General features: G+C 42.6%; 18 protein-coding genes. 10 read left to right on the top strand and 8 right to left on the bottom strand.

All coding sequences use genetic code 11. The features are described 5' to 3' along the window. Positions 1 to 102: 102 nt before the first annotated feature. Entirely contained in the window at positions 103 to 2,238 is a 2,136-nt protein-coding gene (locus tag WR49_RS07430) for a TonB-dependent hemoglobin/transferrin/lactoferrin family receptor (RefSeq protein WP_046223582.1), read from the top strand. A 347-nt stretch (positions 2,239 to 2,585) separates the two neighbouring features. Here WR49_RS07430 and galE read toward each other — a convergent pair whose 3' ends face one another. Next, positions 2,586 to 3,599 carry a UDP-glucose 4-epimerase GalE gene (gene galE / locus WR49_RS07435; protein ID WP_017058295.1) on the bottom strand — a complete coding sequence of 338 codons (1,014 nt, stop codon included), beginning with the start codon at positions 3,597 to 3,599 and terminating at the stop codon, positions 2,586 to 2,588. Positions 3,600 to 4,028: 429 nt separating this feature from the next. Between galE and WR49_RS07440 the strand changes: the two genes are divergently transcribed. The 3 genes from WR49_RS07440 (at position 4,029) to WR49_RS07450 (ending at position 6,616) form a co-directional block, all read left to right on the top strand. Further along, on the top strand, positions 4,029 to 4,772 hold the full coding sequence (locus WR49_RS07440) for a 5-oxoprolinase subunit PxpA (RefSeq protein ID WP_017058296.1): 744 nt from the start codon (positions 4,029 to 4,031) through the stop codon (positions 4,770 to 4,772). Between the two features lie 139 nt (positions 4,773 to 4,911). Beyond that, positions 4,912 to 5,673: a 5-oxoprolinase subunit B family protein gene (locus WR49_RS07445; RefSeq protein WP_046223583.1), complete on the top strand. Its 762-nt coding sequence runs from the start codon at positions 4,912 to 4,914 to the stop codon at positions 5,671 to 5,673. Next, positions 5,666 to 6,616, top strand: coding sequence for a biotin-dependent carboxyltransferase family protein (locus WR49_RS07450; protein ID WP_046223584.1), 951 nt, complete (start codon positions 5,666 to 5,668; stop codon positions 6,614 to 6,616). The genes WR49_RS07445 and WR49_RS07450 overlap by 8 nt, the downstream gene beginning before the upstream one ends. A 143-nt stretch (positions 6,617 to 6,759) precedes the next feature. Here WR49_RS07450 and WR49_RS07455 read toward each other — a convergent pair whose 3' ends face one another. The 3 genes from WR49_RS07455 to WR49_RS07465 form a co-directional block, all read right to left on the bottom strand. Continuing rightward, positions 6,760 to 8,214 carry an FAD-dependent oxidoreductase gene (locus WR49_RS07455; RefSeq protein WP_046223585.1) on the bottom strand — a complete coding sequence of 485 codons (1,455 nt, stop codon included), beginning with the start codon at positions 8,212 to 8,214 and terminating at the stop codon, positions 6,760 to 6,762. Positions 8,215 to 8,745: 531 nt separating this feature from the next. Next, entirely contained in the window at positions 8,746 to 11,184 is a 2,439-nt protein-coding gene (locus tag WR49_RS07460) for an ABC transporter permease (protein WP_046223586.1), read from the bottom strand. A 1-nt stretch (position 11,185) separates the two neighbouring features. Beyond that, entirely contained in the window at positions 11,186 to 11,860 is a 675-nt protein-coding gene (locus WR49_RS07465) for an ABC transporter ATP-binding protein (RefSeq protein WP_046223587.1), read from the bottom strand. Here WR49_RS07465 and WR49_RS07470 point away from each other — a divergent pair. The 5 genes from WR49_RS07470 to mrdA all read left to right on the top strand — a co-directional run bounded on the left by WR49_RS07470 (position 11,859) and on the right by mrdA (position 19,834). Beyond that, entirely contained in the window at positions 11,859 to 12,500 is a 642-nt protein-coding gene (locus tag WR49_RS07470; RefSeq protein ID WP_046223588.1) for an arylesterase, read from the top strand. The genes WR49_RS07465 and WR49_RS07470 overlap by 2 nt on opposite strands. 81 nt (positions 12,501 to 12,581) lie before the next feature. Continuing rightward, the gene (gene fabV / locus WR49_RS07475; protein WP_046223589.1) at positions 12,582 to 13,781 is read left to right on the top strand and encodes an enoyl-ACP reductase FabV; all 1,200 of its coding nucleotides are present in this window, start codon (positions 12,582 to 12,584) and stop codon (positions 13,779 to 13,781) included. 179 nt (positions 13,782 to 13,960) lie between these two features. Then, a complete protein-coding gene (locus WR49_RS07480; RefSeq protein ID WP_046223590.1) occupies positions 13,961 to 15,868 on the top strand; it encodes a sensor domain-containing phosphodiesterase in 1,908 nt (635 codons plus the stop codon). A gap of 121 nt (positions 15,869 to 15,989) precedes the next feature. After that, positions 15,990 to 17,645: an ABC-ATPase domain-containing protein gene (locus WR49_RS07485; protein ID WP_046223591.1), complete on the top strand. Its 1,656-nt coding sequence runs from the start codon at positions 15,990 to 15,992 to the stop codon at positions 17,643 to 17,645. 290 nt (positions 17,646 to 17,935) lie between these two features. Further along, positions 17,936 to 19,834, top strand: coding sequence for a penicillin-binding protein 2 (gene mrdA, locus WR49_RS07490; RefSeq protein WP_046223592.1), 1,899 nt, complete (start codon positions 17,936 to 17,938; stop codon positions 19,832 to 19,834). Positions 19,835 to 19,915: 81 nt separating this feature from the next. Here mrdA and WR49_RS07495 read toward each other — a convergent pair whose 3' ends face one another. After that, on the bottom strand, positions 19,916 to 20,554 hold the full coding sequence (locus WR49_RS07495) for a DNA-J related domain-containing protein (RefSeq protein ID WP_046223593.1): 639 nt from the start codon (positions 20,552 to 20,554) through the stop codon (positions 19,916 to 19,918). Between the two features lie 165 nt (positions 20,555 to 20,719). Beyond that, entirely contained in the window at positions 20,720 to 21,559 is an 840-nt protein-coding gene (locus tag WR49_RS07500) for an isopenicillin N synthase family dioxygenase (protein ID WP_046223594.1), read from the bottom strand. 199 nt (positions 21,560 to 21,758) lie between these two features. Here WR49_RS07500 and WR49_RS07505 point away from each other — a divergent pair, with 199 nt between their 5' ends. Next, positions 21,759 to 22,367, top strand: coding sequence for a DUF2238 domain-containing protein (locus WR49_RS07505; protein ID WP_046223595.1), 609 nt, complete (start codon positions 21,759 to 21,761; stop codon positions 22,365 to 22,367). Positions 22,368 to 22,436: 69 nt separating this feature from the next. Here WR49_RS07505 and WR49_RS07510 read toward each other — a convergent pair whose 3' ends face one another. Both WR49_RS07510 and WR49_RS07515 read right to left on the bottom strand, forming a co-directional pair. Further along, positions 22,437 to 22,688, bottom strand: coding sequence for a hypothetical protein (locus WR49_RS07510; protein ID WP_017058310.1), 252 nt, complete (start codon positions 22,686 to 22,688; stop codon positions 22,437 to 22,439). A gap of 21 nt (positions 22,689 to 22,709) precedes the next feature. Further along, positions 22,710 to 23,621: a DMT family transporter gene (locus WR49_RS07515; protein ID WP_046223596.1), complete on the bottom strand. Its 912-nt coding sequence runs from the start codon at positions 23,619 to 23,621 to the stop codon at positions 22,710 to 22,712. Between the last annotated feature and the right edge of the window lie 28 nt (positions 23,622 to 23,649).

Below are 23,649 nucleotides of genomic sequence, written 5' to 3' on the forward strand. Positions count from 1 at the left end.
AAAATAAAAATTAATTAAATGCAAATAATAGTAATTATCATTTAGATCCAATATTATCTTTCGCAAATCAAGATAATACTATGGAATTAAGGTAACTATCAGATGTATAAGCAATCCCTACTCTCTGCTTCAATCATTTTAGCGCTTTCATCAACCTCAGCCTTTGCTGAAGATTATGCCCTATTTGACGAGGTTGTTGTATCGGCAACGCGTACTAATCAACAACTTGAAGATGTTGCTGCGTCGGTAACTGTGATTAACGATAAAGATATCGAAAAAAACATGGTAACTGATGTAGAAGACTTATTTAGGTACACACCAGGCGTCACGGTGACTACGAATTCCCGCCAAGGGATTCAAGGTATTAACATTCGTGGTATGGAAGGTAACCGAGTAAAGGTTATCGTTGATGGTGTATCACAAACTAGCCAATTTACGCCAAGTGGTACTCAGTCATACAATTTCATCAACTCTTCACGCATTGATGTTGATACGGATATGTTGAAGTCTGTAGAGATTGTTAAAGGTGCAGCTTCTTCTCTGTATGGTTCAGACGCTATTGGCGGTATTGCTGCATTCGAAACAAAAGACCCAAGTGACTTTTTAAAAGACAAAGACTTCGGTGGCCACGCGAAGTTCAACTACTCTTCATCTGATAATACCTTTAGCGAATCGGTTGCTTTAGCAAATCGTATTGGCGACCTAGAAACGTTAGTTGCTTATACTCGCAGAGACGGTGAGCAAACTGATAACTTTGGTACACCTGATGAGCAAGATACTCAGAACAACAACTTGTTGGTTAAGCTTCAGTACCAATTAAACGAACAACACCGATTAGAGTTTTCTGGTAACTTCATTGAGAATTCTGGTGATACCGATTTAAATAGTGCAAGTTATACCGACTACACTGGCGAAGACACAACTAGCCAACAGCAAATCGGTATCAAACATATTTGGGATGCTGACCTAGCGTTTGCAGATACTATTACTTGGCAAGCTGACTGGTTGAGCAAAGAAGAAAATGGCGTAACTAATCGTACATCTAAGGGTGGTAGTATGTTCTTACCGCCAGCTGGTAACGTTCAGAAAAAGGACTATATCTACGAAGATGAAGGCTATCAGCTTGATGTGCAATTCGATAAGTTCTTCATGACAGGTAATGTAGAAAATTACTTTATCTATGGTGCTTCATATTCAGACAAAGATATTAAAAACGTTAATAACGAATATAACTCAATCAGTGCAGACCAAGTTATCTTCTATATTCCTTCTGCATCAGAAAGAAAGTATGGATTCTTTGCACAAAATGAAATGACGATCGGAAATTGGATGATTACTCCGGGGGTTCGTTTTGACGGCTTTGAAACAGATCCTGGTGATACAAGCCAAAACCCAAGTGGGAACCCTGAAGAATCTTATGCAAAATATTCAGACTCAGCTGTTACCGGACGCTTAGGTACAACTTACACGCTTAATGACGAAAATAAGATCTTCGGTCAAATCAGCCAAGGCTTCAGAGCTCCTGATTTCCAAGAGCTTTACTATTCATTTGGTAATCCTGCTCACGGTTATGTTAATGCCCCTAACCCAGACTTAGAAGCTGAAGAAAGTATTTCATACGAGCTAGGTTGGCGTCACAACACAAATTATTCATCAAGCGAAATCGCTATCTTCTACAGCGACTACGATAACTTCATTGATAATGTAGCTGTTAGTGGTTCAGCCACTCCTATGGATCCAACAGTATATAAAAATGTAAATATTGATGAAGCAGTAATCAAAGGTATCGAGGCTTCAAACACGTTGTCTTGGAATAACTTCATGCCGGTACAAGGTGTGAGTACTCGTGTTGCAGCCACGTACACAGAAGGCGAAGACGGTGAAGGTAACCCTCTTAACAGCGTGAACCCTTGGAATGCTGTCGTTGGATTTAACTATGATGCTCCTTCAGCGTTATGGGGTACATCACTTAACATTAGTTATACAGCTGGCAAGAAGTCTAGTGATATAAATAGCGCGGGTCTAAAAGACGAAATTCTACCGACTGATTCTGCAACAGTAGTTGACCTAACTGCATACTACTTGCCAATGAAGGACCTTACGCTTAGAGCTGGTCTTTTCAACGTTACGGATGAAGAGTACTATTCGTGGAATGACGTTCGTGGGTTTTCACAAGAAGATAAAGATTACACGCAAGCGGGTCGTAACTGGTCAGTCACCGCTAAATACGAATTTTAATTTGTTACAAACCCAAATTGCAGAAACTAAAAAGCCAGCTTAATGCTGGCTTTTATCTATTTCACTAAAAATTGCATCAAAAAGGAATAAGTGAAATTGTGTCTTACTTTTCTGCCATTTCTTTCTTAACCATTACTGTAGCAGCAATGATGAAAGTGATAATTAGGCCTAGTTCCATGATTAACTCCAAGGAAAATTAACATTAAACATATAATTCGCGCGTATAGTAACACAACAAATACAGAATGATACATTTTAACCGAAAAGTTCATTTTTTATTCTTGTTAGATCAAAAAAGATGCCCTAAAGCATCTTTTTGTATGTTAACTGACCATGAAACTACTCGTTTAGCCCGGGAAACCATCAGGGTTTGTTGACTGCCAGCGCCATGTATCTTCGGTCATTTCATTCAGTGTACGTGTCGCATTCCAACCTAGTTCTTTCTGCGCTTTAGCCGGATCTGCCCAGCATTCTGCGATATCGCCAGGGCGGCGCTCAACCAGTTTGTATGGGATTTCTTTACCGCTCGCTTTTTCAAACGCTTTAACCATATCTAGTACGCTTGAACCGTTGCCTGTACCAAGATTGTAGATATGAAGACCAGCTTTGCGCCCTACTTTTTCAAGAGCTGCGATGTGTCCATCAGATAGATCCATAACGTGGATATAATCACGAACGCCAGTACCGTCTTTTGTTGGGTAATCGTTACCAAATACCGATAGGAACTCACGTCGGCCTACTGCAACTTGAGAGACAAATGGCATTAGGTTGTTTGGGATACCTTGCGGGTCTTCGCCTAACTCGCCACTTGGATGTGAACCTACTGGGTTAAAGTAACGCAGCAATGTAATGCTCCAATCTGGATTCGCTTGTTGGAAATCGGTTAAGCACTCTTCAACCATTAGCTTGCTACGGCCATAAGGGTTAGTCGCACTTGTTGGGAAGTCTTCTGTAATTGGCACACTAGCAGGATCGCCGTAGACCGTTGCTGATGAACTGAATACTAAGGTTTTTACATTAGCTTCGCGCATCGCATCAACAAGAACTAAAGTGCCGTTCACATTGTTGTCGTAGTATTCAAGAGGCTTAGCAACCGATTCGCCTACTGCTTTTAGTCCTGCAAAATGGATAACCGCTTCGATATTGTTCTGCTTCATCGCTTCAGTCAAAAGTGCTTTATCGCGAATATCACCTTCAATGAAATTAGGGCGAACGCCAGATACTTTCTCAATGCGATCAAGAACGCTTGGCTTGCTGTTGTACAAGTTATCGAAAAGTACAGGCGTCATTCCTGCGTTAATCATCTGGATACTTGTATGGCTGCCAATGTAGCCCATGCCACCTGTGACTAAAACATTCATGTTTAGTAGACCTTTTTATTAGAAATATTCAACTTATAGCCTATGATACCGCAATTTAGAGCGAAGCCACAAACCTCGATCTCTTTTGATGTTCATAAGAAAACACGAATTGACCGTTCTTATGTGTTTTGCTCGATAGCTTACTCCCCTTAGACCACGGTTACTTCCTCAATGAGATCGTGCCTCTTTGCCTTTCTTATGTAAGAGAATTATTTAATAGTTCAGAGTATTTACCTTCAAGCCGGATGCGCTACTTTATTATTAGTGTGACCTGACATTTTTTATTGAAGTTTTAATATTGTATTAATGAGGTGTTAATGGGTGGGAGTGCTAAAACTTTGAGTTAAATCACTGTTTAATTGTGCTAATTATACGAACGTCTTTAAGGTCGGCAGCTCCTAACTAACACAACTTAAAAGGACTACATAAGTGACAACGAAGATTTTGCTTAATTGTGACATGGGAGAAAGCTTCGGCAATTGGAAAATGGGTGATGATGAATCGGTCATGGAATGGGTCGATATGGCAAATATCGCTTGTGGCTTTCATGCGTCGGATCCACACGTAATGTCCAAAACCATCAAACTTGCTCAACACTACCATACTCAAATCGGTGCTCACCCAGGGTACCAAGATTTAGTTGGATTTGGACGTCGTTCCATTCCACATACTATGGATGAGATCAGTGAGTTAGTATGTTACCAAGTTGGGGCCTTACAAGCCCTTTGCCGCTATCATCATACCTCGGTTGGATATGTGAAACCTCATGGTGCCCTTTATAACGATATGATGGCGAACACTGATGTTTTTAATGCAGTCGCTCAAGCGGTGGCTGAATTTAATATCCCTCTCATGATTCTTTCTTCGTCTGACAATCAACAATATTTAGACATCGCTGATGATCATGACTTACCCCTTTTGTTTGAGGCATTTGCAGACCGAGCTTACTTGAACAACGGGCAGTTAGCACCTCGCACACAAAAAGGCTCGGTGTACGTGCATCAAGACGATATCTATAATCAAGTCATGCAAATCATTAACTATGGCTCCGTCACAACAATTGAGGGGGAACGACTGCCTATTGAAGCTGATACCATCTGTGTACACGGAGATAACCCTCAAGCCATCGCATTAATTAGAAAAATCCGACAAGACCTCAACGCTTTTAATTAATATCACTGCTTTTAATTAATATCACTGCTTTCAATTTATATCAGTGTGACTTGAGCGAATTTCTACTTGTTGGCTAAGAACAACTTACAAGCTGATACTGCTCTAAACATGGAAGTTGGAATAAATGTATGGAAAGGAAATGACGAAAAATCAGATTGAATTCAATATAGAGCCCGTTGCTGAATGCAGTGTTCTCGTTACGCTAATACCTTTAAACCCTCACTCTAGTGCTATCGATGCTCAGTATATGGCGCACTTTTCTGATGTTATTCGCCAGAATCTAACGCCCGTGTTGATGAATGTGACACCGGCTTACCACACCATATTAGTTGATTATCTACCTTATCGAATTTCAGAACAGCAGCTGATAACCCAGCTAAGCTCACTGTTAACTCAGGCCTTACCCTCATTTTCAAACACCACCGACACGACGAATATTATTGAGCTCCCCGCTTATTATGCATCTGAAACAGCACTCGATTTAGGTAGATATCAAGAGAAAGGCTTATCTCTGGACGATATCATCCAATATCACACCTCAGAGATATACAGTGTCAGTGCGATAGGATTCATTCCCGGTTTTGCTTTTATGTCGGATGTGGTTAGTGAACTGGCTTTACCTCGTCACTCAACACCACGTTTAAGCGTTCCTAAAGGCAGCATCGCGATTGCAGACTCCAAAACCGCGGTTTACCCATCTGATTCACCAGGTGGTTGGAACATTATTGGTAACTGTCCTTTATCACTGTTTTCCCATAGCCAATTGAAGAAGGCAGATATCACACCAGGTCCATTATCCCTACTTAATGTCGGAGACAGTGTGCGTTTCAAATCGATATCAAAACAGGAGTTTATGGAGCTTAGGTCTATGGAGATTAGTGGAGGTGGCGCTCATGAGTAAGTTAAAGGCTAATCCAACCCTTACCGTAATCAAACCCGGCCCATTGAGTCTGATCCAAGACTTTGGCCGTTTTGGCGTTGCTCACCTCGGACTTACACAAGGTGGCCCTGTTGACGGTTACTCTTATAGTTGGGCCAATTACCTGCTAGGAAATACCGTTAACCAAGCTGCGTTAGAAATAACCCTTGGGCAATGTGTTTTAAAAGTTGACTTCGATTGCGAGATGGCAATCTGTGGGGGGGATTTACAAGCAACACTTGACGGTAGCCCGCTGGATAATTGGAGCTCTTTCCAAGCTTTTAAAGGACAACTGCTATCATTCGGACTACCTAAGAACGGGCTACGCGCATATTTAGCGGTTAAGGGAGGCTTCGACGTTCCTCTTACGCTCAATAGCTGTTCTACCGTAACACGTGAAAAAATTGGAGGTCTCACGCAAGACGGGCAACCTTGCCAAAAAGGCCAAAAGATAAGTTTTACTCAACATGACCTCTCTACCCCTTTTAAGGCTCTGAGCGTTACCTTTAGATACAAACCCGATTACAATTTGCCAGTCAATTTACGCGTGATTGAAGGCTATCAGAGCGAGCTATTTTCAGAGTCAGCAAAAGAGACTTTTTACAATGCCCAATATATCGTTGACCAAAACTCGAATCGAATGGGCTACAGACTCAATGGTAAACCTGTTACTTCTCCTGATAGCTCCTTACTGTCTGAAGGCATTGCACTTGGTGCTATTCAAATCCCACAAGATGGGCAGCCTATTGTGTTGCTCAATGACAGACAAACTATTGGTGGTTATCCTAAGATTGGCTGCGTTGCAAGAATCGACTTACCGCGTTTAGCACAAGCTAAACCTGGCCATGAGATATCTTTTAGTAAAGGCGAGCGATTGGGATTACAAGATTTGTGGTGTCAGTGGGCGAAGTTTTTTGGTTATTGATACACATCTTTGGATGGATACTCCTCGATTAAAATAGCCAAATAAGATGTTAAATTGAAAAAATCCAGCTTACTGTAAATCGTAAGCTGGATTGTGTTTTTTTTTGAGATCTTGTATTAGGTATTAAGCGAATTAGAGCGTTTTTAACAGTGTTCTTGTCCTGATACCTTAGCAAGCGCGTCTGGATAACCTCGCTCCTTGGTCAAGCCTATCGCCCTGTTTTCAATATCGTTCACATTGAGTGACATTGTCATGGAGTGGGCGTCTTCAATCGATACGGCTTCAGTAATATCAAACCATTGCTCAGCAACTTTTTGCGCGGCCTCTAATGTTGAAGACGCTTTAACCACTTCAAGTCGAGCATAACGCTCACCACAAAATGAAACATCTGACGCCCTAAGGCTAGGGTCGGTTCCTGGTATTTGTTGTGCACCGAACAAAGGTTTGCCGCCAACCTGTGCAGAGCTAAAACTTGGAATGAATTGAGACATATGGGTAATTGCCGCGCGAGTTCTCAATTCAAGCTGCTCTTCACTCCAACCTGATACGATTTTCTTTAACAGCTTAGACGGCAACAGCGGTTGTGATGAGTTTGTTGAAGAGGAAACCAACCCTCCCTCAAACAGAGTAATCCCTTCCGTCATACCGTGGAGTTGAAACACGCCGTCAGTATACGGCGTTAATTGAGCCATGCCTTGCGGTGTGCCTCTCGGCCCATGGAAGATAACCTCGGGCCACTCTTCTTTACATTCTTGTGAGTAAGGCCACTCTGTGACGTACGCAGCTTTAAATTCAACAAGCCTTTGCTGCTTAGAGCCGACAAAGTCATCAACAATACCGGTTTCGAAACCACTCGCATTAATCAAATAGTCGGTTGTTAAAATATGGCTTTGATTTTCATGGTCTGTATAAGTCAAAGACCAACCTTGCTCTATAGCTTCAACGGATTCTAAGCGACTGTTGGTTAATACCGTACAATTAGGTTGCTGGCCTAAAGATAGTTGAGCGGTCGCAGAGAGTCGAAATACACTCCATCCATACTCTTGAACCATGGCGACAGGATATTTGAGCGTGTCTAAATCAGTATGTTTAGCAAAAGGGATACACCAATCATCGAGTGACATTGGTTTTAGTGGTTGAGTTCTTTCAGCTATCTCCAACAGATCTTCTTTGCTGTAGAGCTTGTAGTACTCATCAGGGTCACCAAGTACTTGGTTGCTTTTATCTTGTTTAACAAGCTCAGCATAAGCATCCTTAATCACCTTAAGGCGAGGAAGAAGATCCATCGGTTCCCCTCCATCACTATGCGGAACCGCAATGACTGTCGGTCGAATATTGATCGTGTGAGGAAATAGGCGGACAGTATCAATTGACTGTATGAGCAATTGAAGACATTGCTCTACAGAAATATCTCGATACAAATTGCCACCAGCGTGTAAATGGCAAATTGGCGGGCCATTAACTAAACTCGGCCCTTTTTCCAAAATAGTGACATTAAAGCCCAACTCACTAAAGTGAATAGCGCTTGTTGTCCCCGCAATACCACCACCAACAATGGTAATAGAAGCTTGATTTTTATCCGTTTTGTTGTGGTTCATCGTGTTCTGTAGAATAAGATTAACTGACGCTATTCTACTTTTGTTCTGCGATGAATTAAAACACATTTTTATCAAGGTCTAAGCTTGGCGTTAATTAATATCTATGTAAAAAATATAAATAACCTCTTGACTCAATTACCCCAGATAGAGTTTTAAAGGTTATTCTAACAGTCATATTTGCCCTAAGTGACGCCACATAAAGGCTGTCTCAGTACTCTTAAAACACAGGTATTAACTTATCCCTAAAGTTATCCACCGTTTTTGTGGATAACTGTTGATAACGTTCTTGCTAAGTTGCGCAAACCCTTTGTTTACAGGGACTAACCGTTGTTCATTAAATCGGCATAATTGCACAATTAGTTTTAAAAAATGCTGAAAACCAATGATTTTAAAGTGTGAAATTTCCTTTTCACGGTACTCGCTGGTTAAATAAAAAAGACCAAATGATGGTTTCTATAACTCGTTTGTGACTAAGTATAAACATTCACAATTAGTCCATTTTACAAGTTGTGTCAGTGGTAAGCAGTATGTCTAGCTGAAGTCCTTACTTGCCGGGGCTAATAAACGTTTAATCAAGCTGTTAACTACGGCGGCTAGCATTATAAAAGTCAGCACAGGTAAAGCAGCCCACAACGTGGGGTGAAACGAAGGGGGCAGTTCGAAGCCAAAGCTCATCACTCCCGCTACGCTGAGCTCTGAACCGAACGCCGCGATAGAGCCCGCCACTAATGCCATTAACCCATACTCGCACCAAATCGTATTCAGAATCCGTTTCTTACTCGCGCCTAACGTGCGATACAAACGAATTTCTTGCTGCCTTTGAGATAAGCTCAATCGTAACAGTGTGAAGATAAGTAACAGTCCAGCAACCACGCCAAGCGCTGCAAGTACAGTGATTGACCAAACAATCTGTTTAAGCAGTTCTTGGATTTTGCTGCCCATCTTACGAATATCCATCAAACTCACTGTTGGGTGATTTCGAGATAGTTCATTGAGCATCTGATTGTGTTTATCTTCGAGTCTAAAGCTCACCAACCAAGTTGACGGAATCGAGCTCAATACATCTGGAGTAAATATGAAATAAAAGTTTGGCTTCATTTCACGCCACTCAACTTTTCGTATGCTATTAACCTTGGCTGCAACATTTTGGCTGTTTATCGTAAATGTGAGTTCATCACCAATTTGTAAGCCAAGCTCTTTTGCAACATCAGATTCAACAGACACGCCTTGCTCTTGTGTCCAGCTTCCTTCGAGTACTTCATTGTACTCAGGCAAGCTATCGCCCCAAGTGAAGTTGATTTCACGTCGAAGAGCATCGGTCTTGTCTGACGTATTACTGTATTCAGCCGCTTCTACCTTGTTGATCGTGGTGAGCCGACCTCGAATAATTGGAAACGCTTGGGTGCGTTCTACTTGATTCGAATCAATGGTCGCTAGATAGTTCTCTTTCTCATAATCAGCAATGTTAAGCGCGAAAGCATTGGGTGCATTTTCTGGTAACGTTTGTTGCCAATCTGATAGCAGATCACTTCTCACCAACCAGATAATCGACAATAGCATCAACGAAAGAGCTAACGAGCCAAACTGAATACCTGTTGCTAGCGGAGTTCGATTGATTCGGCTTAACGCTAAGCGCATTGATGTTGTAGTTGGTAGCTTGCCAAACAGGCGCAGAACAGCCGTGCTTACAATAGCTAACACTAAGAACAGACACGCAATACCGGCTAACACAATCCATACCAACAGATTGTCGCCATACATCAACATCATAGGAATAATAGGTACAAGCAACAATGCGAATTTTTTGTAGCTGTCGTGTGCCTTATGACTTGATTGGATAACACTAATAGCCGATGTGTTGACCAAGCCGATTAATGGTATACCTAATGCAGGCACCCCTATCAGAATGCTTGATAGAATAGCTAACACAGCGGGCTCGATGCCATAGCTCGGAAGTGGCGATGGCAATAAGTCACCCAGTGGGATTCGAAGCAAAAATTCTAAACCGATACCAATCGCAATACCTAACACGGCGCCAATCACGACTAATAGAGATACCTGAACCGAAAGCCATTTAATGATCCACGGCTTGCTCGCCCCCAAACTTTTTAGCATCGCGATGGTTTTACGACGACTCGCCACATAGTGCTGGCAAGTGAGCACTAAAGTCGTTGCAGCCATGATCACGACGATGGCGACGGTGAGTGACAGGTATTGCGTTGTGCTTTCAAACATCTCGTTGGTGCGGCTTGCTGAATCTTGCGTGCGCCAGCGATCACTTGGTGTTAGCTCGATACTGTCTTGTGCAGCTTTTAGTTTGTCATCATCACCATTCAAAAATAGCCTGAAACTCACACGGCTTCCCGGTTGAATGGCACCAGTCGCATCGATATCACTTTTATGTATCAATACCGCAGGCATTTGCTGAAATGGGTTAAAGCTCAACCCGGGTTCTTGAGTGATGCGCCCTGTTATTGTTAAATCCGCATCACCAATTGTGACATTGTCACCCATTTCAACTTCTAGCTGTGCAAATATACGTTCATCCAGCCAAAGCTCACCCGGTTCAACATGATTACGAGACGCATCATTAGCGCCCTCTAATATCATTTCACCGCGCAATGGATAGTTACTCTCAACCGCTTTCACCGTCACCAACTGCATTGAGTTATCACTGAATGCCATGGTGGAAAAACGGGTTAGTTCAGAGCTTTCCAACTGCTCAACCTGAGTGAGGTCGAGTAAAGGTTGTGGAATTGGATTTGCTGAGATAAACACACTGTCTGCTGTTAAAGCATCTTTACCCTGTTTAACAATGACTTGCTCCATACGCTCTGCCAACGCTGACAACGCGAATACACAGGCAATAATTAACGTCAAAGCGATGGACACTGGCCAAAGTTGACCATGTCGAATTTCTTCGATGCTCCATGACAATAATCGCTTATTCAGTCCATTTGGTGAATTCAATTTAGACTTCCTCTATCTGACCGACATGCATTTTGAGAGTTCGCTGACAACGTTGTGCAAGCTTAGGATCGTGCGTTACCAAGATCAGTGTTGTGCCGTGTGATGAGTTTAGTTCAAACAACAATTCAATAATTTTGGCTGCTGTTTGTTGGTCTAGGTTACCCGTTGGTTCATCTGCAAATAGGATCTTAGGCTTAATCATGAACGCGCGGGCCAAAGCGACCCTCTGTTGCTCACCACCAGATAGCTGAGACGGTAAATGATCAAGCCTGTCTTTCAAGCCTACTGATTCAAGCAGAGCAGTTGCACGTTCGGTGTCTTCGTCTTCTCCCTTCAACAAACAAGGCAGCGTGACATTTTGTAGCGCAGAAAGGCTTGGGATTAATAAGAAGCTTTGAAAGACAAACCCTACGGATTCACTGCGGATCTTAGCCCTTGCTTCATCATCAAGTCGCGAGAGTGGCTGCCCTAATAAACTAATCTCACCTTTCGTTGGTACATCAAGACCTGCGAGTAACGTCATTAAGGTCGATTTACCTGCACCAGACGTTCCAACAATAGCGACAGTTTCGCCTTCACGAATATCGATATCAACATGCTCTAAGATTGTTAAATGTTCGTGTTTAGTAGACACTGTCTTAGAAACAGCTTCTGCTTTTATGATGGATGTATGCATGACTCGACTAATTTCCTTTTTATTCTTTATTTTTATTTCAACCGCGTGTCTAGCCCAAAATAGTGAGCTAGTCAGAAATCCTACGTTAACTCCAAAAGCGACTCTATTGATCCTCGGCGATAGCTTGAGTGCTGGTTACAACATGGATATCAAACAGAGCTGGCCAAGTTTGTTACCTGAGGCGCTAGCGAAGCACAATAAAGAGGTTACCGTGGTTAACGGAAGTATTTCTGGTGACACAACTGGCAACGGCTTAGCTCGTCTACCACAACTTCTTGAAGAGCATGCTCCTGACAGTGTTCTCATTGAACTAGGAGCGAATGATGGGCTTCGCGGTTTTCCACCTAAGTTGATGTCTGCAAATTTAGACAAAATCATTGAACAAATAAAGGCCGCAGGTGCCAAACCTATTATTATGCAAATTAGAATCCCGCCTAATTACGGTAAGCGTTACAACCAGCAATTTGAATACGTGTTTGCGTCTATTGCCGATCAAAAAAAGGTACCACTTCTTCCGTTTTTTCTGGAACATATCATTCTTAAACCAGAGTGGATGATGAACGATGGACTCCATCCAAAACCAGAGGCCCAACCTTGGATTGCGGAATTCGTCGCCGGAGAATTATATCAGTATCTTTAGGTTTTAATGGTCTAGCTCAATAAATTTTACACAGTTTTACGTTAATCTGAGTGCATATCATTGTAAACTGCAAGGTTATTTATGCTGATCGAACCTATTATCAAGGGTGTGGTGGCCAAAAACGCGCACCCATTAGGCTGCCAAGAAGCCGTAAAGCAACAAATTAAGTTTGTTAAGAGTGCTGCTCAAATTAAAGACGGTCCTAAACGAGTACTGATCATCGGTGCTTCCTCTGGTTTCGGCCTTGCCGCTCGTATCGCCCTTACCTTTGGGGGGGCAAAAGCTGACACCATCGGCGTTTCATTCGAACGTGGTCCTAATGAAAAATCGCTAGGGACTGCCGGTTGGTACAATAACATCTACTTCAAGAAAGAAGCCGAACGAGAACAACGTATCGCTGTCAACATCGTTGGTGACGCCTTCTCCCAAGAGACTCGATCTCAAGTTGTCGAAGCCATCGAAACCTACTTCGAAGGTGAAGTCGACCTGATTATCTACAGCTTAGCTACTGCCGTCAGACCTAAGCCGGGTTCCGAGGAGTTTTGGCGATCTGCTATTAAACCAATCGGAGAAAGTGTCACCGGAGCTACGATTTCACTTGAACACGATAGCTGGGTAACCAACACTCTCGAAGCGGCGACGGAAGAAGAAGCACAAAGTACACTCAAAGTCATGGGCGGAGAAGATTGGGAAAGCTGGATAGACGAGCTAATCAACGCGGAATCTATCGCTCCAGGATGCAAAACGATTGCGTTTTCTTATGTTGGTCCAGAAGTAACTCACCCTATTTACTTAGATGGTACTTTAGGCCGCGCCAAGATAGACCTTCATCAAACAAGCCATGCGCTCAATCTTGAATTAGCGAACTTTGGTGGTAATGCTTATGCTACGGTCTGTAAAGCTCTGGTCACTAAGGCCAGCGTATTTATTCCGGGGTTAAGCCCTTACCTGCTCGCTTTGTATAAAGTAATGAAAGACAAAGGGACACATGAAGGATGTATTCAACAAATGCAGCGCTTGTTTAGCTCTAAACTGTATGGCCAAGAAAAGATACCGCTTGATGGTGAGCGCTTAATTCGAATGGATGACTTGGAACTTGATGAAGAGACTCAATCTCATGTTACAGAAATTCTTAAAAGCATGGATGAAAGCAACTTTCAAGCGTTGGGCGACTATCAAGGGTTCAAACAAGAGTTTTTGCAGTTAAATGGTTTTGCCCAACAATCGGTAGACTATAGTCAGCAACTTAACACCTCTGATTTCATAAAATTAGTGCCTTAAGATAAAATTATCTTAATACTGAGACACGTATTCACATTCGAGAACCTCTGCTTAATTGCAGAGGTTTTTTTCTATAACTTTTCTTATACTTATTAAATGATATATTTATAGGTTTTTTGGATTCATTGTGGTTAACACAGGATGTGTTGATGCATTCAGCATAATTGACTCGGAGTCATATGAAGAAAATACAAACTCTCGATCTAGATATTCCAGACGACATGAAGTCTGGCTGGCAGAACATCGTCGACCTTTTGGCAGAACTGACTCAAACGCCAGCAGCACTGATCATGCGCGTTCATGCCAATTCTATAGAAGTATTTTCAACCAGTAACAGTCAATACAATCCCTACACTAAAGGGGATTCAGAAACCTTAGGGAATGGGCTTTATTGCGAAAGCGTGATGCAGTCTCAGCAACAGTTGATTGTGCCCAATGCTTTAAGTGACCCTCAATGGGAAAATAACCCAGATATAGAGCTTGGTTTAGTCTCATACTGTGGTATCCCATTACTTTGGCCTAATGGTGAACTCTTTGGCACTATTTGTATTTTGGACTCTAAAGAGAACCACTATACTCCTACCTATATCAAGTTATTAGAAAGCTTCCGTACTTCGATAGAGTCTCAGCTCAAAACTTTATTTCAGCACGCTAAGCTTACTCAAGTGAACCGTGAGTTAAAAAACCGCGTCTATAGTAGAACTAAAGATCTCGCCAGTCTTAACTATTCATTAAACCTAGAAATTGATAAACGCAGAGCCGCCGAACAAAAAATAAACTTCCAAAAGAATCACGATCTCGGAACCGGTTTTTTGAACCGAAATGCATTTGAGTCTCGTTTAAATCAAAAGTTATTATCACAACGAAGGCTGACTGGTTGTTCGTTTGCTGTAATTCATATTGGATTTACTAATGGCAGACGTATACAAGCACGTTATGGCTATAATGCCTTAGATCAAGTTCTTGTCGAGTACCGAAAACGAATAAACAACATTGCCGATATTGAGGTATTAACTGCACGCCCTACTTCTGTCGATCTCGTTCTTGCTTTTAGCGTTAAGGATGTACACCACCGCCTCGAAGAGCTCTGCCAAACTTTAGTTAAGGTCGGCCATTCAGAATTCTTAATCGAAAATGACAAAGTTCATTTGCATGCATTTATTGGGATTGCGATTACTGATAAAGAAGATCATGCAGAAAGCATTCTCCAAAAATCCTCAGAAGCGATGCTCGCCTGTAAAGATTCCGGACAAAAGTTTGCTTACTACGCTCAGTCTCACACAGAAGAACAAAGCCACATCAATAAGATAGAAGGATATTTATTACAAGCCGTTCGTAATGATGACCTCATGCTCTATTTTCAACCTAAGGTCTGCCCTTTGACTCATCGTTGGTTAGGTGCAGAAGCCTTACTACGCTGGCGCCATCCGATTTTAGGTGATATCTCCAACGAAACCTTGATACACATGGCTGAACAAAATGGTTTGATTTTTGAAGTTGGTAGCTTTGTTCTACGTCATGCCATCGAAAAAGCCAAAGAGTGGTCTGAATACGTTGATGATTTCAAGATGGCCGTTAATGTATCAGCGATACAACTTAAGAATGCGCACTTTGCGGAACAAGTTGTCCATTTATTAGAAACTTACCACCTTGAGCCTAGCTTCCTGGAACTCGAAGTTACCGAGAGTGGCCTTATCGCAGATGAAGTTGTTGCTAAAAACACTTTAGAACTATTACACGACATTGGTGTTACATTGTCACTAGATGATTTTGGTACAGGCTACGCCTCTTTCAGTTACCTTAAAAAATTCCCATTTGACTCAATTAAAATCGATAAGAGCTTCATAGATCAGATGCTGAACTCAAATGAAGACTCTGAAATAGTTCGTTCGATTGTTCAAATCGCTAAGAAATTAGACTTAAAAGTGATTATTGAAGGCATAGAATCCGAAGTTCAGGAACAATTTATTATTGATGAAGGCTGTGATATAGGCCAAGGCTACCTCTATGGTAAACCGATGCCGAGTAAAGAATTCGAACACAGCTTAATCAATCAAAACTATTTAGGGACAACTCGATACGCTTAAAGCGCGAAAGAGTAGTTAGTTTTCGATTTAGGCCTACTTTCTCTTTACTCTATAGGTGGTGATTTTTATAATCGCCGCCTTTCTGTTTTTATCTTTCCCCCTTATATAGGCATTCCTCGTTATGGATCAGTTGACTGCAAAGCTTAAAAAGCTCGAAAAACAAAACTACCGTGCATATCAACAAATTAAAGGTCAATACGACTTTGCTGATTTTGAATTACACATCGACCACATTCAAGGTGACCCGTACGCGTCAGCTTCTCGTTTTCGCGCAACACGCGCGTGGTCGTTAACTGGGTTAGATTGGCTTAAAGAAAAGTCTTACGAATACCAAGTAGCGGCTCGTGATTTTATTGCACGTAGCTTCTCTGAATTCGCTAAACAAGAATCTTCCATCTCTATCGCTTTGACTGGCCAAACGGTTTTAGACAGTACATCGGTTGTCTTCACTGAGCACGGTATCGAACTTCGTTTCCGTATCAACCTACCTGCAGATGGACGTAGCATTCTTGCTAAGAAAGCGCTCAACATCATCACTTTCTACTTACCGAAGTTTATTCGCCGTGCAACGCTTGAGCGTGAACTGAACATCGATGCGATGATCGAACATTGTGAAGCTATTGAAGACCAAGAAGCGCTACGTGCTCAATTAAACGAAAATAATCTAGCGTCATTCGTTGCTAACGGCAGTGTGCTACCCCGTATCGCGGGTAACTGTGATCTTCCAATGAAAGATGCAGTTCCTTTTACAGCGCCAGAATCATTGAGCGTAACACTAAACACGCCAAACCAAGGTGATGTGACTGGCCTAGGCATTCCTAAAGGCATCACTTTGATCGTTGGCGGTGGTTTCCACGGTAAATCGACGCTATTGAACGCTGTTGAACGTTCTATCTACAACCATATTCCTGGTGATGGTCGCGAGGGTATTGTGACTGCCATTGATACGATGAAGATTCGTGCGGAAGATGGCCGATGTGTACACAGCTTGAACTTGTCAAACTACATCAACCATTTACCAATGAAGAAAGACACGTGTGATTTCAGTACTCAAGATGCGTCTGGCTCTACGTCTCAAGCGGCTTGGTTACAAGAGTCAATTGAAGCCGGTGTACAAACTCTACTTATCGATGAAGATACGTCAGCGACTAACTTCATGATTCGTGATGAGCGTATGCAGGCTTTAGTCTCTAAAGGGGACGAGCCAATCACACCGCTTGTTGATCGTATCGGGCAACTACGTGAAGAGATGGATATCTCAACCATCGTGGTAATGGGTGGTTCTGGTGATTACCTAGACGTAGCAAACACTGTAATTCAAATGCACGACTACCAAGCGGTAGACGTGACTGAAAAAGCAAAAGATGTGATTGTTCAGCACCCTACTCAACGTACTAATGAATGTGAAACGGCTTTAGAGATGTTTGCACCGCGTTCATTGAACCGCGTATCACTGATGAACATTCTTATGGACGGCAAGTTCCGTGTTAGCGCGAAGGGCAAAGAATCACTGCGTTTTGGTAAAGAGTTCGCAGACCTTTCTGCATTAGAGCAACTTGAGTCAACATCAGAGGTAAATGCGATCGGTTGGGCTTGGTTTCAGTTTGCACAAACGCCAGGTTGGTCAAATAATCCAGCGAAAGAGTTCAACACCATTTTAGAAAACGAGTGGCACGCTAACATGCCGAAATACGGTGATTTAGCAAAACCAAGAACGTTGGACATAATGGCTGCTTTGAACCGTATGCGTAAGTCTCAGTTCAAATCTTCTGACTAGGTTGTCTACAAGGTAGCACTGTTTCAACTTGCGGCTCTCATTAATGAGGGCCGTTTTTATATGGTGTCCCTCCTTGCAATACAAACTCTATAACGATTAATACATCAATAACGCTATTTTTTACGTCGTTAACAGCTTACTTATTGGGTGTGACTTAAGCCGATATCTTTCAATTAACTAAGTTATCCCAGACAATCCAAATCATGACACAGCTTTTACAATGCCCTAGTGATATTCAGATAAAGTTCAGCCTTGGAAAGTGTAACTAAATGTAACAAGTCGAGATATTGATGAACCACAAAGGCGTAAGAATTCGTGACCATAAAAGCGAAATAAACTTGTTTCGAAACCGAGTTATCGTCGCATTTATTGGGATTTTTATTTTCACCTTCGTCTTAGTTGGAAACCTATATAGTCTCCAAGTAAAAAACTTCGAAAGCTACCAAACCCGAGCGGATGGTAACAGAATCAAAGTACTGCCTATCGCTCCTGCTCGTGGGCTGATATATGATCGCAATGGCGTGTTACTGGCGGAAAACCAACTCGTCTTTGATTTGACCATGATTCCAGAGCAAACTGATGACGTTGACTTAATGCTCGAAAAACTCCAGAAATTCATCCCGCGTGACCCTGAACAGATTACTCGTTTCAAAAAACGTTATCACAACACACGTCGTTTTAAATCTGTGACTATATTGGAGAACCTAACTGAAAAAGAGATTGCAAAGTTCTCCGTTCATCAATATCAATTCCCCGGTCTATCTATCGATACCAGTTTGAAACGCTTTTATCCAAATGGTGAGGTTCTTACTCATATCTTAGGGTATGTGGCGCACATCAATGATAGCGATCTTAGAAAGTTGGGAGAACAAGGTATAGAAGCAAATTATCAAGCGACGACCGTCATCGGTAAGCTTGGCGTTGAGCGATATTACGAAGACATACTTCATGGCATCAAAGGTTATCAAGAGGTCGAAGTAAATAGCCGTGGGCGAATAGTCCGCACCATTGAGTACGTGCCGCCTGTTGCTGGCAAAGATATCGTGTTAAATATTGACCTTGAGCTGCAAAAATACGTCTTTGAACAACTTAATCACAGAACCGGAAGCGCGGTCATTCTCGACCCAAAAGACAACAGCGTATTGGCGATGGCATCTAGTCCTAGCTATGATCCTAATCTCTTTGTCGATGGTATTTCTAGTAAAGACTACCAAGCCTTATTAAACGATCCAGCCCGCCCACTGGTGAATAGAACAACCTTAGGCGTGTACCCGCCCGCTTCGACCGTCAAACCCTTTATGGCCGTTGCAGGCTTACAAGAACATGTCATTTCGGAAAACACAGTGCGTAACGACCATGGTATATGGCGAATTCCCGGTTCCAAAGCAAACTCGAAAGCTTGGCGAGACTGGAAACGTTGGGGACACGGGCCTGTTGATGTAACTCGAGCGATTGAAGAATCTGTAGATTCGTTCTTCTATCAAACGGCCTTTGATTTGGGCATCGACCGCATTTCTACTTGGATGAACCGTTTTGGTTTTGGTAAACCGACAGGCATCGATATCTATGAAGAAAGTAACGCCAATATGCCGACTCGTGATTGGAAGATGATGCGTTATCGCACGCCTTGGTACCAAGGTGATACTGTTCCTGTCGGTATTGGACAAGGTTATTGGACTTCTACTCCTCTGCAATTGGCTAAAGCGACCTCTGTTTTGGTTAATCATGGCAAGGTAATGCCTCCACATATTTTAAGAGCAACACTAGATCACGGTGAAGATTTTGATACGCAAACCCCCGTTGTGCCAAAACAGATGGAATCAATTGAAGAGGTACCCGATGAGATTTGGGACGTACCAATTAATGCAATGAGACTGGTAAACAATGGCAGTCGAGGCAGTGGTCGAAGAGCCTTCAAGGGCGCTGAGTATGTAAGCGGTGGTAAATCGGGTACGGCACAGGTTTTCGACTTGGCAAAGGATCAGGTCTATAACTCGAAGAAGCTAGCACGTCACCTACTCGACCACGCGCTTTATACCGCGTTTGCACCTTATGATAACCCTGAATATGTTGCGACAGTGGTTATCGAGCATGGTAACGGTGGCTCAAAAGTGGGTGCGCCATACATTCGTAAGGTACTCGATTACGCATTTGAGCATAAAAGTGGCGAAAGAAAAGATCACTCGTAGTGAAAACAAAGCCCCCATTGGTATCACTCACAATGGGGGGCTTTCTATTAGAGGTAACTCACGCAGGTAAGTGCTTTTCAATTATGAACTTCGTAGTACGTGCCATGCTTCACAGAGCGTCTGAAACTTGGAGGTATTGCCCTCATCTCTATCCGGATGCCAACGCAGTGCAAGGCGTCTCCATCGCTTTCGAATATCTTGTTGAGTCGCATCCAGTGGTAACTCGAATAAACTGAGCGCATTGCTTCTGTCCATATCCGTTTCGCTGCCACCGACAAACTTCTTGTAGCGCGTCCAAAACTCATTCAACAGTCGCTTTACTTCACCCTCATCAGCTTCATAGTTAAGCCAATTGACATAGTAATCACGCAGTGGGTCTTCAAGATCGATTGTATGAGTGCTGCCATGATAACGTCCGTTCATCAATTCAATGTCCATGGCTTGAACCTGAAGCCAGCTGTCAGGGTATAAGGTGTCTTGCAACTGATAGAGGGCATTCATGATTAAGAAGTTTTTTTTGAATAGCTCTTTTTCAGGCACGGGATCTAAGACTGGCACCAAGCCGAGATCGTTGAGATGCGCCGCCAAGGTATGCACTTTCCATCCACTCGGTTGTTGCTTAAGCACCTCCAGAATAGGCCAAAGCAAAGGATTCTCCATATGTGCCTGAAAAGTGGACCTAATACCTTGATGATTTGATGTAGCTGCTTTGTCAGACATAATTAAGTAAGCCTATTGACGTATATATTGAAGTAACTTGTTAATTGAAATCGATTCATGGTCACTTGTCGAGGTTCAAACAAATTAAATTTCACACAGTTAGATGTGTGAAAATCAAAAAAGCCAGCTTTACGCTGGCTCCTTACAATATACAATTAAGACGAATTAGATAACACCAAGTTCTCTTAATCGCTCCATTAGGTATTCGTTCGCCGTGTACTTTTCAGAGAGTACCACTTCTGGTTTCGGATGAAGGAAAAGTGGTAGAGAAATACGTGATTTCTCTTGACGCGCACCCGATGGGTTAATTACGCGATGAGTTGTCGATGGGAAGTAACCACCTGATGCTTCTTGAAGCATATCACCAATGTTGATGATCATGTTGCCGAAATCACATGGCACATCTAACCACTCATCATTCTGTGCTTTAACTTGTAGGCCAGGCTCGTTCGATGCAGGAAGGATAGTCAGTAGGTTAATGTCTTCATGAGCAGCAGCACGGATTGCACCTGGTTCTTCATCACCTTGCATTGGTGGGTAGTGAAGTACGCGAAGCAAGGTCTGTTGACTACCATTGATCATTTCAGAAAGTGCGATTGAGAACTTCTCTTGTACTTCTTGTGGTGCGTGCGCTTCAACCCAGCCTAGAAGCTCTTGAGCAAATGCGTTTGCGCGTTGGTAGTAATCTAGAATCTGTTCTTTCAGCTGTTCAGGAACCTGACCCCACGGGTAAACATGAAAGTACTCTTTAATATCTTTTACAGTGTGTCCCTTTGCAACTTCCGACACTGAAGGGGGAAAATATCCATCTTGTGTTTCAACATTAAAGTGGAAGTTTTCTTTCTCTTCAGAAATGAAGAATTGGTACCAGTTTTCGTAAATTGACTCAACAAGCTCTTTTGGGATCGGGTGGTTTTTTAGTACGCCAAATCCAGTTTCACGTAGGGAGCGAACAAATTGTTCCGCTGCGTCGTCAGCAAGATAATCGACAGTTTCCAGTTTCATGGCTTTCTTTCTTGTTATGTAGTGATTCAGGGATTTTATGGTTCGCTTTGCTGTAAATCAAACTTTTGTGAAACTCTCGCAATCGTTTGTCTAGATACTGGGCTATAACGCTTATTTTCAACAGGTTTGGTAAATCAAACCCAATTGAACAGCGTTCATTATTATGTAACTATATCTAAAAATTCTACGAGAGATTGATATGACAACAACGCCTCTTGCTAAAAATATCCCCTTGCTGTCACTGACAGCTCTTTACCTTACTGTATTTCTATTCTCTGCTATTGAACCTTTTTCAAGAGCGGTATGGATTGCAGAAATCACCCCCGCCCTTGGTATTCTTGCCGGTATATGGTGGCTTTCTACCAAGCTCACCTTTTCAAAGACGGCTTACGTTTTAATGTTTATTTGGCTAGCTCTACACACAATTGGTGCCAAATACACCTTCGCAGAAGTGCCCTTTGATTGGTTTAACAACATGATAGGCTCTGATCGCAATAATTTTGATCGAGTCGCTCATTTTGCTATTGGTCTTTATGCTTACCCGCTCGCTGAATATTTGATTCGTAAGAAACTAGCTCAACCAGTGTTGGCGTGTTTCTTTGCTCTGTTTGCCATCATGAGTGTTGCAGCAGGTTATGAGATTATTGAGTGGTGGTACGCGGAAATTGCAGGTGGCGATGAAGGTATCGCATTCCTTGGGTCACAAGGTGATATTTGGGATGCTCAGAAAGACATGCTTTGCGATACAACTGGAGCGATAGTCTCGTTGTTACTTCTCAAGCTTCAAGAGCGAGTTAGAGTTCATTGATACTAGTCTTTGATTCAGAACTTCAATAACAGGTCTGAAATGCCACACACAATTAGTGTCGTGGCATTTTTATTTCATCGTTACTTTACCGCCAACAAATTTGTAGGCTGGCGTGCCTCGAACTAAGGTATCGCGTGCGAACTCGATACCACAATCAGGGCAAGTACATGGCTCAGTCGTGTAATCTTCGACGATGCGTTCTTTAAAGCACTTTACGAGTGCACCTTTACCACCTTTCCGGTACTTAAAAAGTTGTGCCTTACATTTTGCGCAGAAAATCTGGACCGTTTTGGTCGGTTGTTTCTTGTTTGGTTTAGCCATAGCAGTTAATGATTTAACTCTTTATTTCTTAAGTTTAGGGGCGACAAGAATCAAGCTTATCCCCAGTAAAATGACGGTCGAAGAGATAACAAATTGCATAGTGACCGGCTCGGACAAGAGTAAGACCCCACCAAGTGTTGCGATAACAGGAACAGAGAGTTGCGCGATGGATGCAGCAACGGTGTTTAGTTTCTTCACAACGTAATACCACAAGCTATAACCCACGCCAGAGGCCACGGCTCCCGACAATACTGCGTAAATCAAACCTTGTTTGGTTATGGATATTTGTTCCGTGACGCTCGGAATGAAGGCTAGGAGACTTAACAATGCAAGAATGACTAACGAACCAAAACCAAAATTGGCCGTAGTCGATTGAAGTGCGTTTGTCGATTTCTTGCCTGCCAGTGTGTAAATGCCCCACCCAACCCCAGCTAAAGCCACTAATATTATGGAGATTAGATCCGATGAGCCTGTCGACTCTGTCGGCATTAATAAGTAAATGAGCCCCGCAACAGACAATAAACACCCAACCCACTCAAGCGATGACATTCTGTTACCAGCTAACAGGTGTGCAGCAATCATTGTGAATTGCACCGCGACAAACAACACCAAAGCACCAAGCCCTGCTCCTAGCGTTAAGTAAGCAAACGAGAAGCCGAACATATAAACCAGTAGAGTCAATATCGCGGTTAGATCAAACTGAGTGCGAACCTTGGTATAGATCGATGTGTTACTGTCTGATGCTTTAACTTGTTTGCGCTTAGCGTTTGAAGATAAGGTTAATAAAATCAACAAAGTGAGTGCTCCCGATAACATACGCACGATCGAAAAACTCAAAGGATCAATCGTTTGATCCACTAAAGCCCAACGACACAATACTGAATTGGCCGCAAATGCCACCAGCGTAATGAATGTAATAATCACGGTTTGCATTGTGTTGTCCTAATCGAGTTGTCTCGGG

The organism is Vibrio sp. ECSMB14106 (assembly GCF_000972265.1).
GTDB lineage: Bacteria > Pseudomonadota > Gammaproteobacteria > Enterobacterales > Vibrionaceae > Vibrio > Vibrio kanaloae.

Coding starts and splice junctions, on each gene's coding strand:
- WR49_RS07510 (WP_017058310.1), bottom strand. CDS start 22,688: ATGGCTAAACCAAACAAGAAACAACCGACCAAAACGGTCCAGATTTTC.
- WR49_RS07465 (WP_046223587.1), bottom strand. CDS start 11,860: ATGCATACATCCATCATAAAAGCAGAAGCTGTTTCTAAGACAGTGTCT.
- WR49_RS07445 (WP_046223583.1), top strand. CDS start 4,912: ATGACGAAAAATCAGATTGAATTCAATATAGAGCCCGTTGCTGAATGC.
- WR49_RS07430 (WP_046223582.1), top strand. CDS start 103: ATGTATAAGCAATCCCTACTCTCTGCTTCAATCATTTTAGCGCTTTCA.
- WR49_RS07485 (WP_046223591.1), top strand. CDS start 15,990: ATGGATCAGTTGACTGCAAAGCTTAAAAAGCTCGAAAAACAAAACTAC.
- WR49_RS07500 (WP_046223594.1), bottom strand. CDS start 21,559: ATGAAACTGGAAACTGTCGATTATCTTGCTGACGACGCAGCGGAACAA.
- WR49_RS07505 (WP_046223595.1), top strand. CDS start 21,759: ATGACAACAACGCCTCTTGCTAAAAATATCCCCTTGCTGTCACTGACA.
- WR49_RS07515 (WP_046223596.1), bottom strand. CDS start 23,621: ATGCAAACCGTGATTATTACATTCATTACGCTGGTGGCATTTGCGGCC.
- WR49_RS07450 (WP_046223584.1), top strand. CDS start 5,666: ATGAGTAAGTTAAAGGCTAATCCAACCCTTACCGTAATCAAACCCGGC.
- mrdA (WP_046223592.1), top strand. CDS start 17,936: ATGAACCACAAAGGCGTAAGAATTCGTGACCATAAAAGCGAAATAAAC.
- WR49_RS07470 (WP_046223588.1), top strand. CDS start 11,859: ATGACTCGACTAATTTCCTTTTTATTCTTTATTTTTATTTCAACCGCG.
- WR49_RS07455 (WP_046223585.1), bottom strand. CDS start 8,214: ATGAACCACAACAAAACGGATAAAAATCAAGCTTCTATTACCATTGTT.
- WR49_RS07495 (WP_046223593.1), bottom strand. CDS start 20,554: ATGTCTGACAAAGCAGCTACATCAAATCATCAAGGTATTAGGTCCACT.
- fabV (WP_046223589.1), top strand. CDS start 12,582: ATGCTGATCGAACCTATTATCAAGGGTGTGGTGGCCAAAAACGCGCAC.
- galE (WP_017058295.1), bottom strand. CDS start 3,599: ATGAATGTTTTAGTCACAGGTGGCATGGGCTACATTGGCAGCCATACA.
- WR49_RS07480 (WP_046223590.1), top strand. CDS start 13,961: ATGAAGAAAATACAAACTCTCGATCTAGATATTCCAGACGACATGAAG.